Annotated in this window: 23 protein-coding genes; 17 read left to right on the top strand and 6 right to left on the bottom strand. The window is 39.3% G+C overall.

Going from position 1 to position 18,729, the window contains the following annotated elements:
* Positions 1 to 28: 28 nt before the first annotated feature.
* From DPC56_RS04345 to fbp, 10 genes are all read left to right on the top strand, one after another.
* Positions 29 to 208, top strand: a complete 180-nt coding sequence (locus tag DPC56_RS04345; RefSeq protein WP_112093847.1) for a protein translocase SEC61 complex subunit gamma — start codon at positions 29 to 31, stop codon at positions 206 to 208.
* Positions 209 to 231: 23 nt separating this feature from the next.
* Entirely contained in the window at positions 232 to 696 is a 465-nt protein-coding gene (locus DPC56_RS04340) for a transcription elongation factor Spt5 (RefSeq protein ID WP_112093846.1), read from the top strand.
* Positions 697 to 1,188, top strand: coding sequence for a 50S ribosomal protein L11 (locus DPC56_RS04335; protein WP_112093845.1), 492 nt, complete (start codon positions 697 to 699; stop codon positions 1,186 to 1,188).
* Positions 1,189 to 1,256: 68 nt separating this feature from the next.
* Positions 1,257 to 1,895 carry a 50S ribosomal protein L1 gene (locus DPC56_RS04330; RefSeq protein ID WP_112093844.1) on the top strand — a complete coding sequence of 213 codons (639 nt, stop codon included), beginning with the start codon at positions 1,257 to 1,259 and terminating at the stop codon, positions 1,893 to 1,895.
* A gap of 1 nt (position 1,896) precedes the next feature.
* Complete coding sequence (locus DPC56_RS04325) at positions 1,897 to 2,907, top strand: 50S ribosomal protein L10 (protein WP_112093843.1); 1,011 nt, start codon at positions 1,897 to 1,899, stop codon at positions 2,905 to 2,907.
* A 42-nt stretch (positions 2,908 to 2,949) separates the two neighbouring features.
* Positions 2,950 to 3,261: a 50S ribosomal protein P1 gene (gene rpl12p / locus DPC56_RS04320; protein WP_112093842.1), complete on the top strand. Its 312-nt coding sequence runs from the start codon at positions 2,950 to 2,952 to the stop codon at positions 3,259 to 3,261.
* 90 nt (positions 3,262 to 3,351) lie between these two features.
* Positions 3,352 to 6,054: an alanine--tRNA ligase gene (alaS, locus tag DPC56_RS04315; protein ID WP_112093841.1), complete on the top strand. Its 2,703-nt coding sequence runs from the start codon at positions 3,352 to 3,354 to the stop codon at positions 6,052 to 6,054.
* A gap of 2 nt (positions 6,055 to 6,056) precedes the next feature.
* On the top strand, positions 6,057 to 7,298 hold the full coding sequence (locus DPC56_RS04310) for a methanogenesis marker 16 metalloprotein (protein WP_112093840.1): 1,242 nt from the start codon (positions 6,057 to 6,059) through the stop codon (positions 7,296 to 7,298).
* 15 nt (positions 7,299 to 7,313) lie between these two features.
* Positions 7,314 to 8,459: a tRNA uracil 4-sulfurtransferase ThiI gene (gene thiI, locus DPC56_RS04305; RefSeq protein ID WP_112093839.1), complete on the top strand. Its 1,146-nt coding sequence runs from the start codon at positions 7,314 to 7,316 to the stop codon at positions 8,457 to 8,459.
* A 71-nt stretch (positions 8,460 to 8,530) separates the two neighbouring features.
* Positions 8,531 to 9,628, top strand: a complete 1,098-nt coding sequence (gene fbp / locus DPC56_RS04300) for a fructose-1,6-bisphosphate aldolase/phosphatase (RefSeq protein ID WP_112093838.1) — start codon at positions 8,531 to 8,533, stop codon at positions 9,626 to 9,628.
* A gap of 13 nt (positions 9,629 to 9,641) precedes the next feature.
* On the opposite strand, the gene DPC56_RS04295 is transcribed toward fbp, so the two are convergent.
* The 4 genes from DPC56_RS04295 to pgsA are packed head-to-tail and all read right to left on the bottom strand — an operon-like array spanning position 9,642 to position 11,763.
* Positions 9,642 to 10,292, bottom strand: a complete 651-nt coding sequence (locus DPC56_RS04295; RefSeq protein ID WP_112093837.1) for a DUF434 domain-containing protein — start codon at positions 10,290 to 10,292, stop codon at positions 9,642 to 9,644.
* The gene (locus DPC56_RS04290) at positions 10,292 to 10,948 is read right to left on the bottom strand and encodes a TIGR00153 family protein (protein ID WP_112093836.1); all 657 of its coding nucleotides are present in this window, start codon (positions 10,946 to 10,948) and stop codon (positions 10,292 to 10,294) included. The genes DPC56_RS04295 and DPC56_RS04290 overlap by 1 nt, the downstream gene beginning before the upstream one ends.
* Positions 10,948 to 11,184 carry a DUF357 domain-containing protein gene (locus DPC56_RS04285; protein ID WP_245923873.1) on the bottom strand — a complete coding sequence of 79 codons (237 nt, stop codon included), beginning with the start codon at positions 11,182 to 11,184 and terminating at the stop codon, positions 10,948 to 10,950. Before DPC56_RS04285 ends, DPC56_RS04290 begins: the two co-directional genes overlap by 1 nt.
* A gap of 12 nt (positions 11,185 to 11,196) precedes the next feature.
* Positions 11,197 to 11,763, bottom strand: coding sequence for an archaetidylinositol phosphate synthase (gene pgsA / locus DPC56_RS04280; RefSeq protein WP_112093835.1), 567 nt, complete (start codon positions 11,761 to 11,763; stop codon positions 11,197 to 11,199).
* 70 nt (positions 11,764 to 11,833) lie between these two features.
* On the opposite strand from pgsA, the gene DPC56_RS04275 reads away from it, so the two are divergent.
* From DPC56_RS04275 to DPC56_RS04265, 3 genes are all read left to right on the top strand, one after another.
* Positions 11,834 to 12,451 carry an L-threonylcarbamoyladenylate synthase gene (locus DPC56_RS04275; RefSeq protein WP_112093834.1) on the top strand — a complete coding sequence of 206 codons (618 nt, stop codon included), beginning with the start codon at positions 11,834 to 11,836 and terminating at the stop codon, positions 12,449 to 12,451.
* Positions 12,448 to 13,155 carry a DNA repair and recombination protein RadB gene (gene radB, locus DPC56_RS04270; protein WP_112093833.1) on the top strand — a complete coding sequence of 236 codons (708 nt, stop codon included), beginning with the start codon at positions 12,448 to 12,450 and terminating at the stop codon, positions 13,153 to 13,155. The genes DPC56_RS04275 and radB overlap by 4 nt, the downstream gene beginning before the upstream one ends.
* A gap of 161 nt (positions 13,156 to 13,316) precedes the next feature.
* The gene (locus DPC56_RS04265) at positions 13,317 to 14,471 is read left to right on the top strand and encodes a pyridoxal phosphate-dependent aminotransferase (protein ID WP_112093832.1); all 1,155 of its coding nucleotides are present in this window, start codon (positions 13,317 to 13,319) and stop codon (positions 14,469 to 14,471) included.
* A 173-nt stretch (positions 14,472 to 14,644) separates the two neighbouring features.
* Here the strand turns inward: DPC56_RS04265 and DPC56_RS04260 are convergent, their stop codons facing one another.
* Positions 14,645 to 16,423, bottom strand: a complete 1,779-nt coding sequence (locus DPC56_RS04260; RefSeq protein WP_112093831.1) for a ribosome biogenesis/translation initiation ATPase RLI — start codon at positions 16,421 to 16,423, stop codon at positions 14,645 to 14,647.
* A 150-nt stretch (positions 16,424 to 16,573) separates the two neighbouring features.
* A complete protein-coding gene (locus DPC56_RS04255) occupies positions 16,574 to 16,783 on the bottom strand; it encodes a histone family protein (protein ID WP_112093830.1) in 210 nt (69 codons plus the stop codon).
* Positions 16,784 to 17,017: 234 nt separating this feature from the next.
* Between DPC56_RS04255 and pth2 the strand changes: the two genes are divergently transcribed.
* The 4 genes from pth2 to DPC56_RS04235 all read left to right on the top strand — a co-directional run bounded on the left by pth2 (position 17,018) and on the right by DPC56_RS04235 (position 18,728).
* Positions 17,018 to 17,356 carry an aminoacyl-tRNA hydrolase gene (pth2, locus tag DPC56_RS04250; RefSeq protein ID WP_112093829.1) on the top strand — a complete coding sequence of 113 codons (339 nt, stop codon included), beginning with the start codon at positions 17,018 to 17,020 and terminating at the stop codon, positions 17,354 to 17,356.
* A 49-nt stretch (positions 17,357 to 17,405) separates the two neighbouring features.
* Positions 17,406 to 18,050 (top strand): amino acid kinase family protein, encoded by a 645-nt coding sequence (locus DPC56_RS04245; protein ID WP_112093828.1) that lies wholly within the window; start codon positions 17,406 to 17,408, stop codon positions 18,048 to 18,050.
* Positions 18,051 to 18,052: 2 nt separating this feature from the next.
* A complete protein-coding gene (locus DPC56_RS04240) occupies positions 18,053 to 18,214 on the top strand; it encodes a zinc finger domain-containing protein (RefSeq protein ID WP_112093827.1) in 162 nt (53 codons plus the stop codon).
* 244 nt (positions 18,215 to 18,458) lie between these two features.
* Positions 18,459 to 18,728 (top strand): elongation factor 1-beta, encoded by a 270-nt coding sequence (locus DPC56_RS04235; RefSeq protein WP_112093826.1) that lies wholly within the window; start codon positions 18,459 to 18,461, stop codon positions 18,726 to 18,728.
* The last annotated feature ends 1 nt before the right edge of the window (position 18,729 follow it).

The raw sequence follows: 18,729 nt of genomic DNA, 5'->3' as shown, positions 1-18,729 counted from the left end.
TTAACCCATCTACGGAGTAGGGATAATCATGGGTTATAAAAAATCTATTCTAGAGTTTATAGAAAAATCAAGGAGAGTCCTAAAGGTTTCAAAGAAACCAGACAGAGAAGAATACTTTACCGTAGCCAAGGTCACAGGAATAGGCATAATCATAATCGGAGTAATAGGCCTCATAATCACGCTCCTGACACAAATCCTAGGTAAATAAAACATATCAGGTTGTGTATCCCAATGGAAGATAAAAATGCCATCTATGCCCTAAAAACTTCAGTGGGCCAAGAAAAAAGCGTGGCAAGGATGCTAGCAAGAAAAGTCAAAGCAAGCGGGATGGAAATAAACGCCATCCTAGCACCAGAATCCCTGAAAGGATACATACTAGTGGAAGTATCGGGCAAACTAGATATCAGGAACCCTGCATTAAGGGTGCCCCACCTAAGGGGTATAGTAGATGGTGAAAAACCCATAGACTTTGATGAAATAAGAAAGTTCCTCAAACCAGAACCTATAATATCATCCATCAAAAAGGGTAGTATAGTTGAACTTATATCAGGACCCTTTAAAGGAGAAAGGGCAAAGGTTATACGTATAAATGAATCAAGGGAAGAAGTAGTCCTAGAATTGATAGAAGCAGCCGTGCCAATACCTGTAACAGTTAAAGCTGACCAAATACGTATAATACAAAAGGAGGCTGATTAATTGGCTAAGGAGACAATTGAGATCCTCATAGATGGTGGCAAAGCCACCCCAGGACCGCCATTAGGCCCTGCCCTCGGACCATACGGAGTCAACATGATGCAAATTGTCGATGAAATCAACAAAAAGACAACAGACTTCAAGGGGATGAAAGTCCCCGTGAAAATCACCATAGACACTGAAACCAAAGAATTTGAAATCCAAGTAGGAACACCACCCACAACAGCTCTGATAATGGCAGAACTAGGCATTGAGAAAGGATCAGAAGATCCTGGCATGGACAAAGTCGCGGACCTAACCATGGAACAAGTCCTAAAAGTAGCCAAGATGAAATTCGATTCACTACTTGCAAAAGACTACAAAGGAGCTGTTAAAGAAATATTGGGGACTTGTGTGAGCATGGGTATAACAGTAGAGGGCAAAGACCCCAGAGAAGTCCAAAAAGAAATCGACAAGGGAGCTTATGATAAGATATTAGAAGAATCCACACCATAAATATAATATAGTATAAAAGGCAAAATTTCAATTTTACAATAACTTTATTTTCTTGGGAGGATAATAAAATGAAACAAGAGATACTAGAAGCGGTGAAGAAGGCTAAGGAACAATCCAAGCCGCGGAACTTCACACAGTCAATCGACATAGTCATAAACATCAAAGACCTAGACGTGAATAAACCAGAGAACAGATTCGAAGAGGAAGTCTCACTACCACACGGCCGCGGCAAAGAAGTTAAAATAGCAGTCATCGCAGATGGAGAATTAGCCCTACAAGCAAAAAAAGCCGGCGCAGACCTTGTGATAACAAGAGATGACCTAGAAGAGCTTGGAAAAAACCGTAAAAAGGCGAAGAGAGTGGCCAACGAGTACGAATTCTTCATAGCACAAGCAGACCTCATGCCACTCGTAGGCCGATTCCTAGGACCAGTACTAGGACCCAGAAAGAAAATGCCCAAACCAATACCAGCAACAGCAAACCCAGCACCACTCATAAAAAAGCTCAGAGACACAGTTAAAGTAAGGGTAAAGGATCAGCCACTAATTCACACGACTGTTGGGACAGAAAAAATGGACGACGAAAAAATAACAGAGAACATTGAATCCATACTTGATGTACTCGACCGTAACCTCGAAAAGGGCAGGAAACAAGTAAAATCCATGTACATTAAGACAACCATGGGGCCGGCAGTAAAGGTGATCTAAAATGGCTCATGTAGCTGAATGGAAAAAGGAAGAAGTTAAAGACCTTGCAAAACTGATAAAAGGTCATGAGGTTATAGGTGTAGTTGACCTTTCAGATATCCCAGCAAAACAGTTACAAAAAATGAGAGAGAACCTCCGTGAAAAAGCAAAAATTAGAATGTCGAGAAAAACCTTAATTTCACTAGCACTGGACAGAGCAAACAAAGAAAAGAAAAACATAAAAGAGTTGAACACTCTCATGGAAGGCCAGCCAGCCCTAATAGTCAGCGACATGAACCCCTTCAAATTATTCAAAATACTTGAAAAGAGTAAAACCCCATCCCCTGCAAAACCAGGGGCCATAGCACCCCAAGACGTTATAATACCCAAAGGGGATACTGGATTCGCCCCAGGGCCAATACTTGGGGAATTACAACAACTAGGAATACCCGCGAGGATAGAGAAGGGTAAAATAGTTATAACAGAAGATTACACCATATTAAAAGCCGGGGATGAAATATCCCCAAAGGTTGCTGAAATCCTAAACCGTTTGGATATACAACCATTGGAAGTTGGTATAGACCTTAAAGCCGCATATGAAAACGAAACAATTTATACATCCGATATTTTAACAATTGATGAAAACAAGACAATAGCTGATATCAAAAGGGCATTCTCACAAGCCTTCAACTTATCAATTAACGCACTAATCTACACCAGAGAAACAATACCATACATCATACAAAACGCAGCTTCAAAAGCTTTCAACCTAGCCTACAATGCCGCAATACTCACACCAGAAACAGCTGAACCACTAATGGCCAGAGCATACGCACAGATGCTCTCATTAGCAGCGAAAATAGCCCAAAATAACAAGGAAGCCCTTGATGAAGAGTTACTAGAAAAGATAACAACAAAAACCAAACCTACAGAAAAAGAAGAGAAAGAAGAGAAAGAGGAAGAGGAAGAGGAAGAAGAGGAAGAGGAGGAGGAAGAGGAGGCAGCCGCTGGTCTAGGCGCCCTCTTCGGCTAAAATTTACCATAAAAACATATAAAATAATTCTGAGGTGATCATATGGAATATATATATGCAGCAATGCTATTACACGCTACAGGCAAAGAAATAAACGAAGAGAACGTGAAAAAAGTGCTAGAAGCAGCAGGAGCAGAAGTCGATGACGCCAGGGTAAAAGCCCTGATAGCAGCACTAGAAGAAGTCGACATCGAAGAAGCAATGGAAACAGCAGCTGTAACCCCATCAGCAGGAGCACCAGCAACTGAAGCTGCAGAAGAAGAGAAAGAAGAAGAGGAAAAAGAGGAAGAGGAAGAAGAGGAAGAGGAGGAGGAAGAGGAGGCAGCCGCTGGTCTAGGCGCCCTCTTCGGCTAAAGGATTCTTCTTCCCCCCTCAAAACCTTTTTTTAATATCATAACTTCACACACTACTTTTTTTAAGATAAAAAGAACACTAAAGATCACCATGTCCCACCAACTAAAAAAGCTCGGATACGAAAAAAACAAATGCAAATTATGTGGTAAATACTTCTGGTCTATTGATGAACGTGAAACATGCGGAGACGCCCCATGCGACCCATATACTTTCATTGGTGATCCTCCGACAAAGAAAAAATATGACCTATATGGGATCCAGAACACATTCATCCAATTCTTCAAAGAAAGAGGACATGAACCCATCAAAAGATACCCAGTACTTGCAAAACGTTGGAGAGACGACGTATTCCTAGTAGGAGCATCCATTTACAACTTCCAACCATGGGTAACGTCAGGGTTGGTTAAACCACCAGCAAACCCACTAGTAGTCGCCCAACCTTCAATAAGATTAAACGACATAGACAATGTAGGAAGAACAGGAAGACACTTAACCTGCTTCACCATGGGAGGCCACCACGCCTTCAACTCCCCAGGAAACCAAATCTACTGGGAAGATGAAACAATAAAATACTGTCACGATTTCTTAGAGCACATTGGCATAAACCCCAAAGAGGCAACATTCATAGAATCATGGTGGGAAGGTGGAGGAAACGCAGGACCTTGCTATGAAGTCTGTGTAAGGGGTGTTGAACTCGCAACTCTCGTATTCATACAATACGAGATCCTACCAGATTCCAGAAAAAAAGAAATCCCATTAAAGATCGTTGACACAGGCTATGGACTCGAAAGATTCGCATGGATATCACAAGGAACCCCAACAGCATATGACGCATCTTTCGGCCCAGTAATCCAGAGATTAAAGGAACTAGCATCAATAGAAGTCGACGAGAACATATTAAAAGAAAACGCCCAAGTTGCGGGTATGATGGACATACAAACATACGCAGACCTTAAAACCCTCAGAAAAAGGGTGGCGGATAAACTAGGCATCCCAGTGAAAGAACTCGAAGCATCAGCAAAGCCAATGGAATCCATTTACGCAATAGCGGATCATACAAGGTGTTTAGCATTCATGCTAGCAGATGGTGTGATCCCATCAAACGTGAAAGAAGGATACCTAGCACGTCTAATAATAAGACGCACCATCAGACTACTGGACGAATTAAAATTGAAAGAATCATTAAAAGACATAATGGAGATCCAAATAGACTTCCTAGAACCCCAATACCCCGAAATAAGAAAACACCACCAACACATAATAGACATAATAGAATTAGAAGAGAAAAGATACAAAAAGACCATCCAAAAGGGTGAAAGGATAGTTAAAAAGACAATAAACCACTTCAAAAAAGAAGGAAAAAAGGAAATACCAGTCAAAACCCTCATAAGACTCTACGACTCCCATGGTATACCCCCAGAGATAGTGAAAGAAATATCAAACAACCAAAGTTTCAAATTAAAAATCCCAGACAATTTTTACACACTCGTAGCCCAAAAACATGAAAAAGAAGAAGAAGCAGAAACAACCCCTGTAGAATTGGATTATCCCAAGACAAAACTATTATTCTATGAAAAGCCAACCGAAACAAAATTCAAAGCCAAAATAATAGGACTACATGAAAACGGGATAATACTAGACCAGACACTATTCTATCCAGAAGGCGGCGGCCAACCATCAGACCAAGGAATACTAAAAATAGGAAAAAACAAATTAAAAGTTGAATATGCAGAGAAAATCGGGGACATAGTACTCCATAGAACAAACATAGATAAACTCCCAAGGGAACTTATAGACAAAACCGCCGAGGGAACCATCGACTGGGAAAGAAGAATGGCACTAACCAGGAACCATACAGCAACACACCTTATAGTGGCTGCAGCACGTCAAGTCCTCGGAGACCACATTTGGCAGACAGGAGCCCAGAAAGGCATCAAACAATCAAGGATAGACCTATCACACTACAAGCGGATCACAATAGATGAAATCGAAAAAATAGAAGAACTAGCCAACAAGTACGTGATGAAGAACATCCCAGTTGAAACCAAATGGATTGAAAGAAACCTAGCCGAAAAAAAATACGGTTTCATATTATACCAAGGTGGAGTAGTACCCGGTGACAAGATAAGAATAGTAAAGATAGGCGAAATTGACGTGCAAGCATGTGGAGGCACACATGTACCCCAGACAGGAGACATAGGGCCCATAAAAATCAACCGCACAGAAAGAATACAAGACGGCGTTGAAAGGATCGAATTTTCAGTAGGAGAAGCTGCAATAAAACAAATACAAAATATTAACCGCCTACTAATCGAAACTTCAAAGGTATTCAAAGTACCAGTAGAACAACTTCCCAGAGTCTCTGAAAGATTCTTCAAAGAATGGAAATCATTCAAAAATGAAATAAAACGTTTAAAAGAGGAAATAGCACTCCTAAAAATAGAAAAACTCAAAGAGAAAACCCAGAAAATCGACAACCTATTATTCATAGGTGAAATCGTCGATGCAAAAATGGATGAAATGCAAGAAATGGCACTAAAACTCACAGAAGACAAAAAAATAGACATAACCATACTCCTAAACAATGATGGGAAAATCGTGGGAGCATCATCCCAAAAGGCCATCAAAAAAGGCATCAAAGTAAACGAACTCATAAAAGAACTCGCAAAAATCCTCGGCGGAGGAGGAGGGGGAAGACCAAACCTCGCCCAAGGAGCCGGGCCCAAAACCCACAAAATAAATGAAGTCCTAGAAGAAGCCCAAAGATTAATAGAAGCAGCCCTAGAGGGTTGAGCTTGGGAAAAACAATCAATACTATAAAAGAAAAGGTAGAAAGAGGAGAAGCCCAAATATTCACAGTCCAACAAATAAAAAAGATGCTCCGCAACGAAGAAAAAATAACTATCGATGACGTGGACATCATAACCACAGCCACTTGCGGGATAATGTCAGGCACCTCCGCCATCATGCATTTTAAAGTCTCAGAACCTGGAAAATTCAAAAAAGCAAAAAAAGTTTACCTAAATGGGGTACCAGCATTCCCAGGACCATGCCCAAACGAAAACCTAGGACTCGTCGACATCATATTATATGGAACATCAACAAGCACAGAAAACCCTGATTATGGAGGAGGATTCTTACTCAACGACATCTTGAAAAGAAAAGAAATAGAAGTCATCATAGAGTCAACAGATTCCAAAACCATAAAAACAAGCCTAACCCTAGACAAGATCAAAACCGCTAGGATAATCGGCACAAGAATGGCATACAAAAATTATATGGCCTTCATAAACCCTGGAGATGAGCCGATAGCATCCATATTCAATTCAATACCAATGGAAGGACCCTTTAAAGGCCTCTCATTTTCAGGATGCGGTGAACTCAACCCCCTCCAAAACGATCCCAAAATGGAAACAATAAAACCAGGCACCCCCATATTATTAAATGGCGCCATTGGTATGATCATAGGGGAAGGTACAAGGAGCACGCCAGAAAAACCAAATCTTATGATGGTCGGCGACCTCCATGAGATGAACCCATATTATATTGGAGGTTTCAGGACAGCAGCGGGCCCAGAAATATTCAACACAATCGCGATCCCCATACCCATTCTAAACAAGGAAATATTCACAAATACCCTTGTAACGAATGACATTATACCATTACCAATAGCTGATATAAGAGACAGGAGCATAATAGACAAGACCAACTATAAGACAGTTTGGATGGGGGATGAAAGACCATCATATCATCCTCAAAGGTGTGCTGATTGTAAAAAATGCCTCGTAGCTGAAAGATGCCCCACTCTAGCCTTCGAGGATACCCTAGACCTTGAAAAATGCTTTGGATGCGGAATGTGCGCAAATTCCTGTCCAAATAATGTATTCGAGATGAGAACAGGGAAAGTCACACTCCACCTTAATGGTAAAAGCATAAAAGTCCCTGTAGTATGCAGACAATCAGATCTAAAACGGGCGAAAAAATTGGCAGAAGAATTAAAATGCAAAATAGAATCGGGCGAATTCCCCATCGGATAAACTTGGGTGTAACAGATGGACTATGACCTCATACTCGGACGTTACGGCGAAATAGCCCTTAAAAGTCCACAGGTTAGGAGAAAATTTGAATCACAACTCATCCATAACATAAAAAGCGCATTTAAAACAAAAGCCCACATAAGAGGGGGTAGAATATTCATTTATCCAGCAGATTTCGAAGAAGCCTTAAACAAGCTAGCCAAGATTTTCGGGATAATATCATTCTCACCAGCAGTCGCAATGAAAACAGACAAAAAAGTGATTTCAACCAAACTCAAGGAATACGTGGAAAAATTAAACTCAGAAGGACTATTTGATGATAAAAAATCCTTCGCAATAAGATGTAAGAGAACCGGAAAACATGATTTCACAAGCCAAGAACTTGCAGCATACGCAGGTTCAATAGTCGCTAATAAGATAGGGGCCAGAGTAAACCTCACAGAACCTGACATAGAAATATTCTTAGACGTCCGAGGTGGGAAAACATATCTCTTCCACAAAATCCTACCAGGCCCCGGGGGTCTTCCAATCGGCACAAGTGGAAAAGTAATATCCCTGCTATCAGGTGGTATAGATTCTGCTGTTGCAACCTATCTCATAATGAAGAGAGGATGTAAAATAGTGGCCTTGCACTTTGACACATACCCTTATACAAGCGAAAAAACTAGCATAAAAGTCGAAAAGTTAGTAGATAAATTAAAAGAATACTCTTCAGGCGTGAAATTTGAACTATTAACAGTGGAGTATGGTGAATACCTAGATTATTGCATTTCAAAAGCCCCAAGAAACCTTACTTGTATATTGTGTAAATTTGGAATGTACCAAATTGCAGAGAAAATAGCCGAAAATATAGGCGCCCTAGCTATCGTGGATGGTAATAGCATCGGACAAGTTGCATCCCAAACCCTATCAAATATCCTCGCAACTAGATACGGTGTAAAAATCCCTATTCTAAGCCCCCTAATAGGTTTTGACAAAGTAGAAATAGAAAACCTTGCAAAAAAAATAGGAACCTATGAAATCTCCATACTACCAAATGGGGAATGCACCGCAGCCCCAAAACGTCCAGCGACAAAAATGGAACCAAAAAGACTATCAAGGATAAGAAAGAGCTTAGACTTGGATTCAAAATTAAAAAAAATCATGAAGATAAAATACTAACTTTAAATTAAATAAACCCCTATATTTTACTAGTGTTCATAATTGTATATTTACCTGGAGGTGCATCCATAATGAAAACAACAATTAGTGTGATTAAAGCTGACGTTGGGAGCCTAGCAGGTCACGTGCGTGCTCACGAGGCCTTAAAAGAAAAATGCGATGAAATACTCTCAGAGGCAAAGGATACAGGGGTCCTAGAAGACTATTATATAACCAATTGTGGAGATGACATCGACCTTATAATGACACACCACAGAGGCGAAGAAGACGAAGAAGTGCACGAAACAGCATGGAATGCCTTTAAAGAAGCAACAAAACTTGCAAGGGAAATGAAACTATATGGTGCAGGCCAAGACCTGCTCTCAGACACATTCTCTGGTAACATAAAGGGGCTCGGCCCCGGTTGTGCTGAGATGGAGTTCAAAGAAAGGCCAAGCGACCCGGTTATCATATTCTGTTGCGATAAGACAGAACCAGGAGCCTTCAACCTTCCACTCTTTAGAATATTTGCAGACCCATTCAACACTGCAGGACTCGTAATAGACCCCAGTCTACACAACGGCTATAAATTCGAAATCTTCGACGTCATAGAACACAAGAAAGTAATAATGTCATGTCCAGAAGAAATGTATGACCTATTAGCCCTCTTGGGTGCTATCAGCCGCTATGTGATCAAAAAAATATACAGAAAAGACGATGGGGAAATAGCCGCTTCTGTAAGCACGGAAAGATTAAATATCATGGCAGGAAAATACATTGGAAAAGACGACCCAGTAGCTATAGTAAGATCACAATCAGGCTTCCCAGCAGCTGGAGAAGTGTTAGAACCGTTTTCAGTCCCGCACCTTGTAGGTGGGTGGATGAGAGGCTCACACAACGGCCCACTAATGCCAGTACCCCAGAAGAACGCCACACCAGTCCGGTTCGACGGTCCGCCTAGGGTTATTGGCCTAGGCTTCCAGGTTGCCAACTGCAAATTAATCGGACCAATAGACCTATTTGATGACCCTGCATTCGACCGTTCAAGGGTGCTGGCATCTGAAATAGCAGAGTACATGCGAAGACACGGCCCATTCGAACCACACAGACTCCCAAGCGATGAAATGGAATACACAACATTACCAGAGATCCTTGAAAAATTAAAAGGAAGGTTTGAAGACATAGAATAAATAATATTCCCTTTTATTGTTTTTTAACCTCTAGTGAGTCGCCGATTAGATATTCCCATATAAAAAATGGGATGTCAAACACTCTATTAGCCTTATCTATAATGGCACTGTCACTTGTAGCAACTACAGAGTCTTCAGCTTCACTTTTAATATTATAATCGACATTTGATGATAATTCCACTTCACCATGGATCTCATAATCTTTTAATAGTCTTCTTACAATGGATGCTAATTCCCCGCTAAAACTGACATTCTTGTCAAAATAAAATTTTACAAAACCCACCCTTAGAACCTTTAATGCTTTAAAGACGAGTCTTAGGGCCTTGAAAGTTTCATCATTCAACTTGTATTTTCCGAAAACTCCCCTTGAATCTCTCAAGAACCCGTCTTGGGCTATGAAAAAATCCCCTTGGAGTATGCTCTCCACAGTTATGAGAACATTATAGCCATCTAAAATGATCTTGGATCCTCTCAAGGATTCTGGGCTTACTAGTTTCTCTTTTCTCCTTCTTATGGTGGATTTTGAAAACACATACCTTGCAAGGTAATTTCTATCCTTTCTTTTCAGTTTGTAATGGTTCGCGACAAAATCAAGCGCAACCCTCTTCTTATATCCTCTGTCTAGAAGATAGCGAAGGTCCTCCTGGGCTTCTCTGAGGGTCATCAACCCCTCCTCTTAGCAGCTATAATAAGCACACGATCTGATGCATCCTCAGCCTTATCTGCTATATTCCCAAGGTGTATTACAACTTCCTTCATTTCTAGGAGTTTAACCACTCCAATCTCCTCATGCCTATAGGACTTGTAAAGTTTAGTTAATATACTTCTTTCAATTTTATCCGCCTTTTCTTCAAGTTTTTCTATCTCATGGGCTTTCCGGATAGCCTCTGTAAGATCTTTCTCCAAAGAGTCTATACAATCCTTTAGTGCTTCTACAATTTGTCCTATGATATCCATGAATGCTTCAAAATCTTTTTTAAAAGTTGGTGGGAATTCAAGTTTACTCAATGATATTGTGAATGCTGTTGATTCGATCGTGTCAGCTACCTTATCAACGTTTTCGGTTAACATTATCCTATCTTCCCTATCAAATGGTAAAAATGCCCCCTCATAGAATCCCATTTCCATCTTCCGGCGTATTTCATCTGCCTCGTGTTCTAACTCTGATACCTTCTTCGTTAGAATATCCACTTTCTCATAGTTTCCTTCATAAAAGTGGGGCATCATCTTCTCAAATTCCTTGTAACACTCATAAACTTTTTTCACATGCTCTTTAGCATATAATTCAACTTTACTTTCTTTCAGGAAAAACTTTCTCATTATTTAACCCCTATCCCGTGTAGAATACGTAAAGAGTCTATTAGACCATGGGCATAATTTATGCAACCGAAGGATGTTATATAATCACCCTTCTCTAGATAATATATGGAATCTTCTTTATAATTTTCAGCCCTCTGGATAATATCCTTCTCTTCCCTATTAAAATCTAGATGTGACATTTCCTTTATATTTTTCTCTAGAAGTTCAATATCCTTTCTGATCCTTTCACTTGCCAAGGCTAATCACCCTCAAGGCATCATCTTCCAAGAATAATAAATCCTTTGGATCACAGTAAAATATCCAAGGACCATAACTAGGATAACAGCAATTTCCATGATGAAATCCCCAAAAAACGAGCCCAAAAACGCCCCCAACATTAATATTAGTAGTCTCTCAGCCCTCTCAGCAATCCCTATACTACATGGTATGCCTTCACCTTCTGCACGAGCCCTAACATAACTAACACTTAAAGAAGCATGAAGTGCCAACATCCCAATTAACCAGTTTATAAAACCGCCATAGACTATGCCTATCAGGATAAAAGCGTCGGAGAACCTGTCTAAAGTCGAATCCAAAAAACCTCCGAATTTTGTCGCCTTAAAATTTTCCCTTGCAACAGCCCCATCAATAACATCCATAAAACCACTCAAGGCCATTAACACTCCCCCAAAGAATAATTCTCTCATTGCAAAAGTGTAAGCAGCCGCTAAGGCTATTATAAAACCTGCTAATGTAACATAGTTTGGGTTTATCCTAATCCTTGAGGCAATGGGGCCTGTCATCCTCTCAATATATGGTCTGAGATTATTTAACATAGGATATTCTTATAAAATTCAATTAATATATAATCATGGGGGTATAAATTGAACCTAAAAAGGATTCGAAATGAAGATAATAAAAACAGATAAAAATTTAAAGGATCATCTAACAGTGGCGAGAGCTATCCTAAAGGGTGGTGGCATCGTATTATACCCAACAGACACCTTATATGGTCTCGGTGTTAATGCATTTGACGAAGAAGCTGTAAAAAGGCTCTACAGATTAAAGAAGAGACCCTTTAATAAACCAATATCTATATGCCTACATGACATAGAATGGATTAGAAGAATTGCTCACCTTAACCCTCAAATTGAAAGACTAATCAAAAAACTTCTACCAGGACCATTCACAATCATACTCAAAAAGAAGAACACAATCCCCCAGATTTTAACGGGAAACACTGATAAAATTGGTATAAGGATCCCAGATAATACTATCTCGAGAGAACTTTCAAAAGACTTCCCAATAACAAGTACAAGTGCAAATATATCCGGGATGAAAACCCATAATAACATCAAGGACATAATTCAACAAATAGGTGAAGTTGACATAGCCATTGATGCAGGACCACTTAAAGGGGGAGCATCAACTGTAATAGATCTTACACTGGATCCTCCGAAAATTTTAAGAAAAGGAGCAGGTATTGAAAAAGCTAAAAAAATTATAGCAGGTTTAAGAGCATGAAACTCCTTTCAAACTTTAAAAAACCGGCCAAGATACCTACAGGCTGTTCATTGGACAGAATACTCGGTGGAGGTGTGGAAAAAAGAAACTTAACACAATTCTATGGACCCCCAGGATCTGGGAAGACGAACATAGCCATCAAACTAGCCGTTGAAACAGCGAAAAACCATGGGAAAGTAATATTCATAGACACGGAAGGTGGAATATCAATCGAAAGGATAAAACAAGTGGCTGGTAAAGACTTCAACAAGATAGCTAAGAAGATAATATTATTCGAACCTGGAACATTCCATGAACAAGGGGAAACAATAAGAAAAATATGGTCACTCTTGCAAAGACACCCAAAAGAATTCGACCTCATAATCCTAGACTCAGCTGTAGCATTATACAGACTAAAAGATGGGAGCTCCCCAAGGATACACAGCGAACTGGGCAACCAAATGGCCCTACTTTTAAGGATGGCGAAAAAGTATGATCTCGCCGTTGTAATCACAAACCAAATATATTCACTCTTCGATGCAGGGGGTAGAAACGCCATCGAACCTGTAGGAGGTACCATACTCAAATATTGGAGTAAAATAATCATCGAACTACAAAAGGGAGACGTGGTCGGTGAACGCCGAGCAATTTTAAAAAGACATAAAAACAAACAAGAAGGACTCGAAACAACATTTAGGATAGTTGAAAACGGCCTTGAAGGATGAACTCATATAAACTCAATATTAGACTCACATTATAAAAACTTTTATTAACCTTTAACTAATAAATAATCTAAAAAAATCATGACAGATTTGCTGCTGGTAAAAATAAATAACACACCAACCCAAAAAAATGATCTCATATCAATAAAATTGTAGTGATATGCATGATTTCCCCTAAAAAGTATCATAAAACCGTTAAAATCCCACCCAATGGTTTTAAAAGTATTAATGAATTTTTTAATCATGTTTTCAAGGACAAAGAAATGATATGGATGGGTCAAAATACAAACCATCTTAATGATCATAATGAAATAAAGGAAGCGATGATAGAATTCATAAAAAGTAACGAATATTGTAAATATCCCCCACCAGAAGGCTTCCCAGAACTCCAAGAACTAATACTAAAAGACCTAGGATTAAAAAATGGCTTCGAATCTCTCATAACCGCCGGAGGGACAGAATCCCTCTACCTAACCATGCACAGCTACATAGAATTAGGCGATAGTATCATAACATCAGACCCAGGATACCTAATAATCGAAAACTTCGCCAGGAGATTCGGGGCAAAGGTAACAAGTGTACACATATATAACAAAGAATGTTCATATAAACTCACCCCAAAACTCGCAAGAGATAACATAGACAATAAAACAAAGATAATCTCACTCATAGATCCGCTCAACCCCCTAGGATCATCATATACAAAAGACGAAATAAAAGAATTCGCAGAAATAGCCGAAGAAAAAGACTTATACCTTCTACATGATGTAACATACAGAGACTTCGCGAAAAAACACTACCTAGCAGCCAAATACGCCCCAGAGAGGACGCTGACAATCTACAGTTTCTCAAAAATCTGTGGAATGGCAGGTCTCAGGATCGGGGGTATTATAACAGTACCAGAAATGATGGAACCCCTCAAGGCCGTTATCATAAACGACCTCGGGACAAACGCACTATCACAAATCGGCGCTATAAAAGCCCTAAAAACAAAGAAAAAATGGATCAAAAGAGTGCGTGAACGCACATACAAAAACCAGAAGATCATAAAAAAGGCTGTTGACGAAGTTGAGGGTACATTCATACCAGTATACCCATCAAACGCCAACATGATGGCCATAGACATATACGATACAGGAGTATCCCCAGATGATCTGACAGAATATCTACTTAAAAGAAAAATCTTCGTAAGGCAAGGATCATACACCAGCCGCTTCTACGGTAACAGATACATCCGTCTAAGCTTCTCAATCCCCAAAGAACAAGTCAAAATATTCGCAGAAAACTTCATAGATCTAATGGGATTCCTAAGAAGCTAAAAAAATTAAAATTTTTTTTGGAAGCTCTTTTTACTTTATCCCACCAATTTTTGGCTTATTTGCTGAAATCTTCCATCGACTTGTATAAGCTACCATTTTGGGCCTGCCTTCACATGATGAAAGCCTAGATTCCACGATTAATTCCTTTTGAAAACCCTTTAACGAGGAGTATTTCATTCACTTTTGAGGTAGTAATATTCTCCAATTTCTTTCTGCTTACGGTCAAGGAAACTATTGAGTTTGTTTACCCTGGGTCTTCTTGTTTCTTTATCTCTTCTAAATGTTATCCCTACCTGGGAAAGGAAACTGTTCATCGCTTTTCGAAGTTCTGTCGGACTTGTAGCATACCCCTCTATACTAGGTGTACCATGGAATACCATGGCCCTATCTGATATATAGTCGAGGAAGATTATATCATGGTCTATTATAATCGCAGAAGAATCCTTATTCTCTATTATCTTCCTCATGGCCTTAGCCGCCATTAGCCTCTGTTCAACGTCTAAGAAGGCTGTGGGTTCATCAAAAACGTAAAGATCCGCATCCATAGATAGTGTTGTGGCGATAGCTAACCTTTGTAATTCTCCCCCACTGAGCTCTTCAACCCTTTTATCCTCTAATTCTTCAAGGGAAAAAGGCCTTGCGATTTCACTTTTAAATATTTTGGTACCGTATCCTTGTGCTTTCAAATGTAGAAATTCTCTAACAGTCCCTTTAAAATCTGATTTTAGGTATTGTGGTTTATAGGCCACTTTAAGTTTCTTTTTAACTTTACCTTTATCCGGTTTCTCAACCCCTGCGAGGATTTTTGCAAAGGTTGTTTTACCTATACCATTGGGTCCAAAGGCTGTTACAATCTCTTTCAAGTATATTTTGCCTTCTTCAACATTTAATTGGAAACCATTATAACTTTTGGTTAAATTTGAGTATTCAGTGAGCGTTTCACCTTCTTCTTCTGGTGTGGGTGGCTTTATTTTAAATTGGATTTCACTTTTTCTGAATCTAACATTTTCTTCTCTTAGGAATCCTTTTATGTAGGCGTTTATACCAACCCTCACACCTCTCCTTTTCGATACAACACCATAAGCTCCAGGTTTACCATAGAGTACATGAACATAATCTGATAGCGCGTCAAGAGCCGCGAGATCGTGTTCTATTACCATGACTGCTTTACCATCCTCTTGGAGGGATCTTATCACTTTAACCACGTTTAGCCTTTGTTTAACATCTAACCAAGATGTTGGCTCGTCAAAATAATAAAAGTCAGCGTCTCTAAGGGCTGCTGCAGCTATAGCTATGCTCTGGAGTTCTCCTCCGCTCAATTTTTTAATATCCCTTTTTAGTATAGGTTCAAGTTCAAGGGTTTCAATGACAAAATCTAGTTTACCACGTTCATCAGCCCTTGTTAGTAGCTCATCTACTCTACCTTCCACATATTCTGGGATAAGGTCTATTAGCTGGGGCTTATGAACCGTCTTTAATTTGCCTGTGGAAAGTTTTTTAAAATATTCTTGTAATTGGGATCCTCTGAAGAAATTTATTATCTCATCCCATCCCGGAGGATTTTCATAATCTCCAAGGTTAGGTTTTAATTCACCTGAAAGTATACGGCTTATAGTTGATTTACCGATCCCATTCGGTCCTATAAGTCCAACTACATCTCCTTGACTGATAACCGGTAAACCGAAAAGTTCGAACATGTTCTCCCCATAACGATGGACAGGATCTTCAAGGGCCTCTGGCAAGTTTATTATACTTATAGCATTAAAAGGGCACCTATTGGTACAAATACCACAACCAGAGCATAATTCTTCTGATATAATAGGCTTTTTAGTTTTTTCATTGATTATTATTGTGTCTTCACCCATTCTAACACCTGGGCAATATTCGATACAGAGATAATTACACTTTTTTGGCTGGCACCGGTCATGATCCAAAATGGCGATTCTAGTCACGCGCATCACCTTAAAAAAATAATATCTGCATTATAATAGGGGGTTTATTCATAGACCCACAAATTATGTAGAGTTACCCCCCCCAATTTCTTCTAAATTTCATCTTATAAAAAGTTAAAATAAAAAGAGGGGAAAATAAAATTAGGAAAATTAGTACAATTTCTTAAATGCCAGATCTATGTCCTCTGCTTTAACGGTTTTTCGACCGGCGTGTTTTGCGAGTTTAACAGCTGCTGCTGCGACTTCTTCCCCTATTTCTTCTAGGGCTTTTGCTAGTGCTTCTCTTGCATCATCACTTATTCTTTGTGCACCGGCATTTTTTATGATTCTTCCAACTGGTGCTATTGGTAATTCACCCATAATATCACCTCAATTTTATCTTCAAATCCATACTATTTAAATTTATCGTTTTTTCTGCCATCTTTGTGACTAATATCCCATTTGTAAATATAAGGATGGCACTAAATACACTAATAGAATTTTGAAAAACTTTTTACACCATCAAGATAATCCCATGAAGTTCTCACACAAAAAAATATCATATACTTCACATGATAGTTTATAATAAAAAAATAGGGAGAGTGAGAGTTCTATATGAAACAGGTCATTATAATCCGCTCAGACCTTAAAATGGGGAAAGGAAAACTCGCAGCTCAAGCCTGCCACGCATCCATAGAATCATACAAGAGAACAACCCCAGATAAAGTGAAAAAATGGGAAAAGGAAGGTTCAAAAAAGATAATCCTAAAAGTGGAAAACCTAGAAGAACTCATGGAAATATATGATAAACTGAAAAAAACAAAGATCCCCCACTATCTCGTACGCGACGCAGGACATACACAACTACCCCCAGGAACAATAACAGCCCTAGGCATAGGCCCAGAAGACGATGAAAAAATAGATAAGATAACAAAACACTTAAAATTACTCTAAAACACATGAATCTTATAACCCCCCCATAAGTACAATAGAGGGGAGAACATTGAAATGGGTCGTGAAAATAGGGGGCAGCCTATTCCCCCACCATGCAAAAAAATTATTAAAAAACCTTCTAGGCGAAGACGTCATCATCATAACCGGAGGCGGAGAATTTGCGAACAAAATAAGGAAATACGATCATGAACTCGGATTTTCAGACACTGCAAACCATGAAGCCGCCATACTATCAATGGATATAATGGGCATACTCTTAGCAGACCTTGTAAAAGGAGCCGAAACAACTCACACCATAAAAAGGGCCAAAAAAATAAAAAAAGATGGTAAAATACCAGTACTCCTACCATCAAGGATCCTACACTACCTTGATCCCCTCAAACATTCATGGAAAGTAACCTCAGACTCCATCGCCTTTTACATATCAAAACTCATAAATGCAAAACTATTAATAGCAACAGACGTAGATGGTATATATACAACAGATCCCACCAAAAGGGAAGCTAAACTTATAAATGAAATAACCGCTAAAAGGTTACTAACTTTTGGTGAAACTTCAGTGGATGAAGAACTACCAAAACTCCTACTAAAATACAAATCTGATTGTTACATAGCCAATGGAAAACACCCCCAGAGGATCCTTTCCATCATAAAATCCACTGAAACGACATATACAAGGATAAGAGGTGACTAAACTTGGCGAAGATAAGATGCACATCCTGTAGACAAGAAATACCCCTAGTCGAAAGTTATGTGAAATTTGAATGTCCATTCTGCGAAGAAATAATATACAGATGCGAAAAATGCCGAACCTTCGGCCACCCATACAAATGTAAATGCGGATTCGAAGGTCCATGAACCACCCAGCGGTTCATGAAGACTTTACTATAATTTCAAACCTTTAAGGGGGAGAATCCAAATTTTTCCAGCATCCTTAATGGGGGACCCCCACATATTTTTCAAAGATTTCTAGGACATGACAAAATAGTATACATTCGATGAATCTCACCCCCCACCATATGTGTGTGGGGCCTTGGAAACAATAAATTATAAATAATAATAACGGGCCTAATATTATTAAAACTTTAGGAGGGAAATATCAATGGGAGAAGTTGTTGCTACCATAAAATTAATGCCAGAAAGTCCTGATGTGGACATGTCAAAAATAAAAGCTAAAATCCAATCATCAATACCAAAAGACGCTGAATTATATAAGATAGAAGAGGAACCCGTTGCATTCGGTCTCATAGCCCTCAATGTGATGGTTGTCGTGGATGACGCGGCCGGAGGGACAGAGAACGTTGAAAAAAATTTATCAAAAATTGAAGGTATAAGTAACATAGAAGTAACTGATCTGCGACGTTTGATTTAAC

This window comes from Methanothermobacter tenebrarum (assembly GCF_003264935.1).
GTDB lineage: Archaea > Methanobacteriota > Methanobacteria > Methanobacteriales > DSM-23052 > Methanothermobacter_A > Methanothermobacter_A tenebrarum_A.
This window is presented reverse-complemented; position numbering and strand designations above follow the sequence as displayed.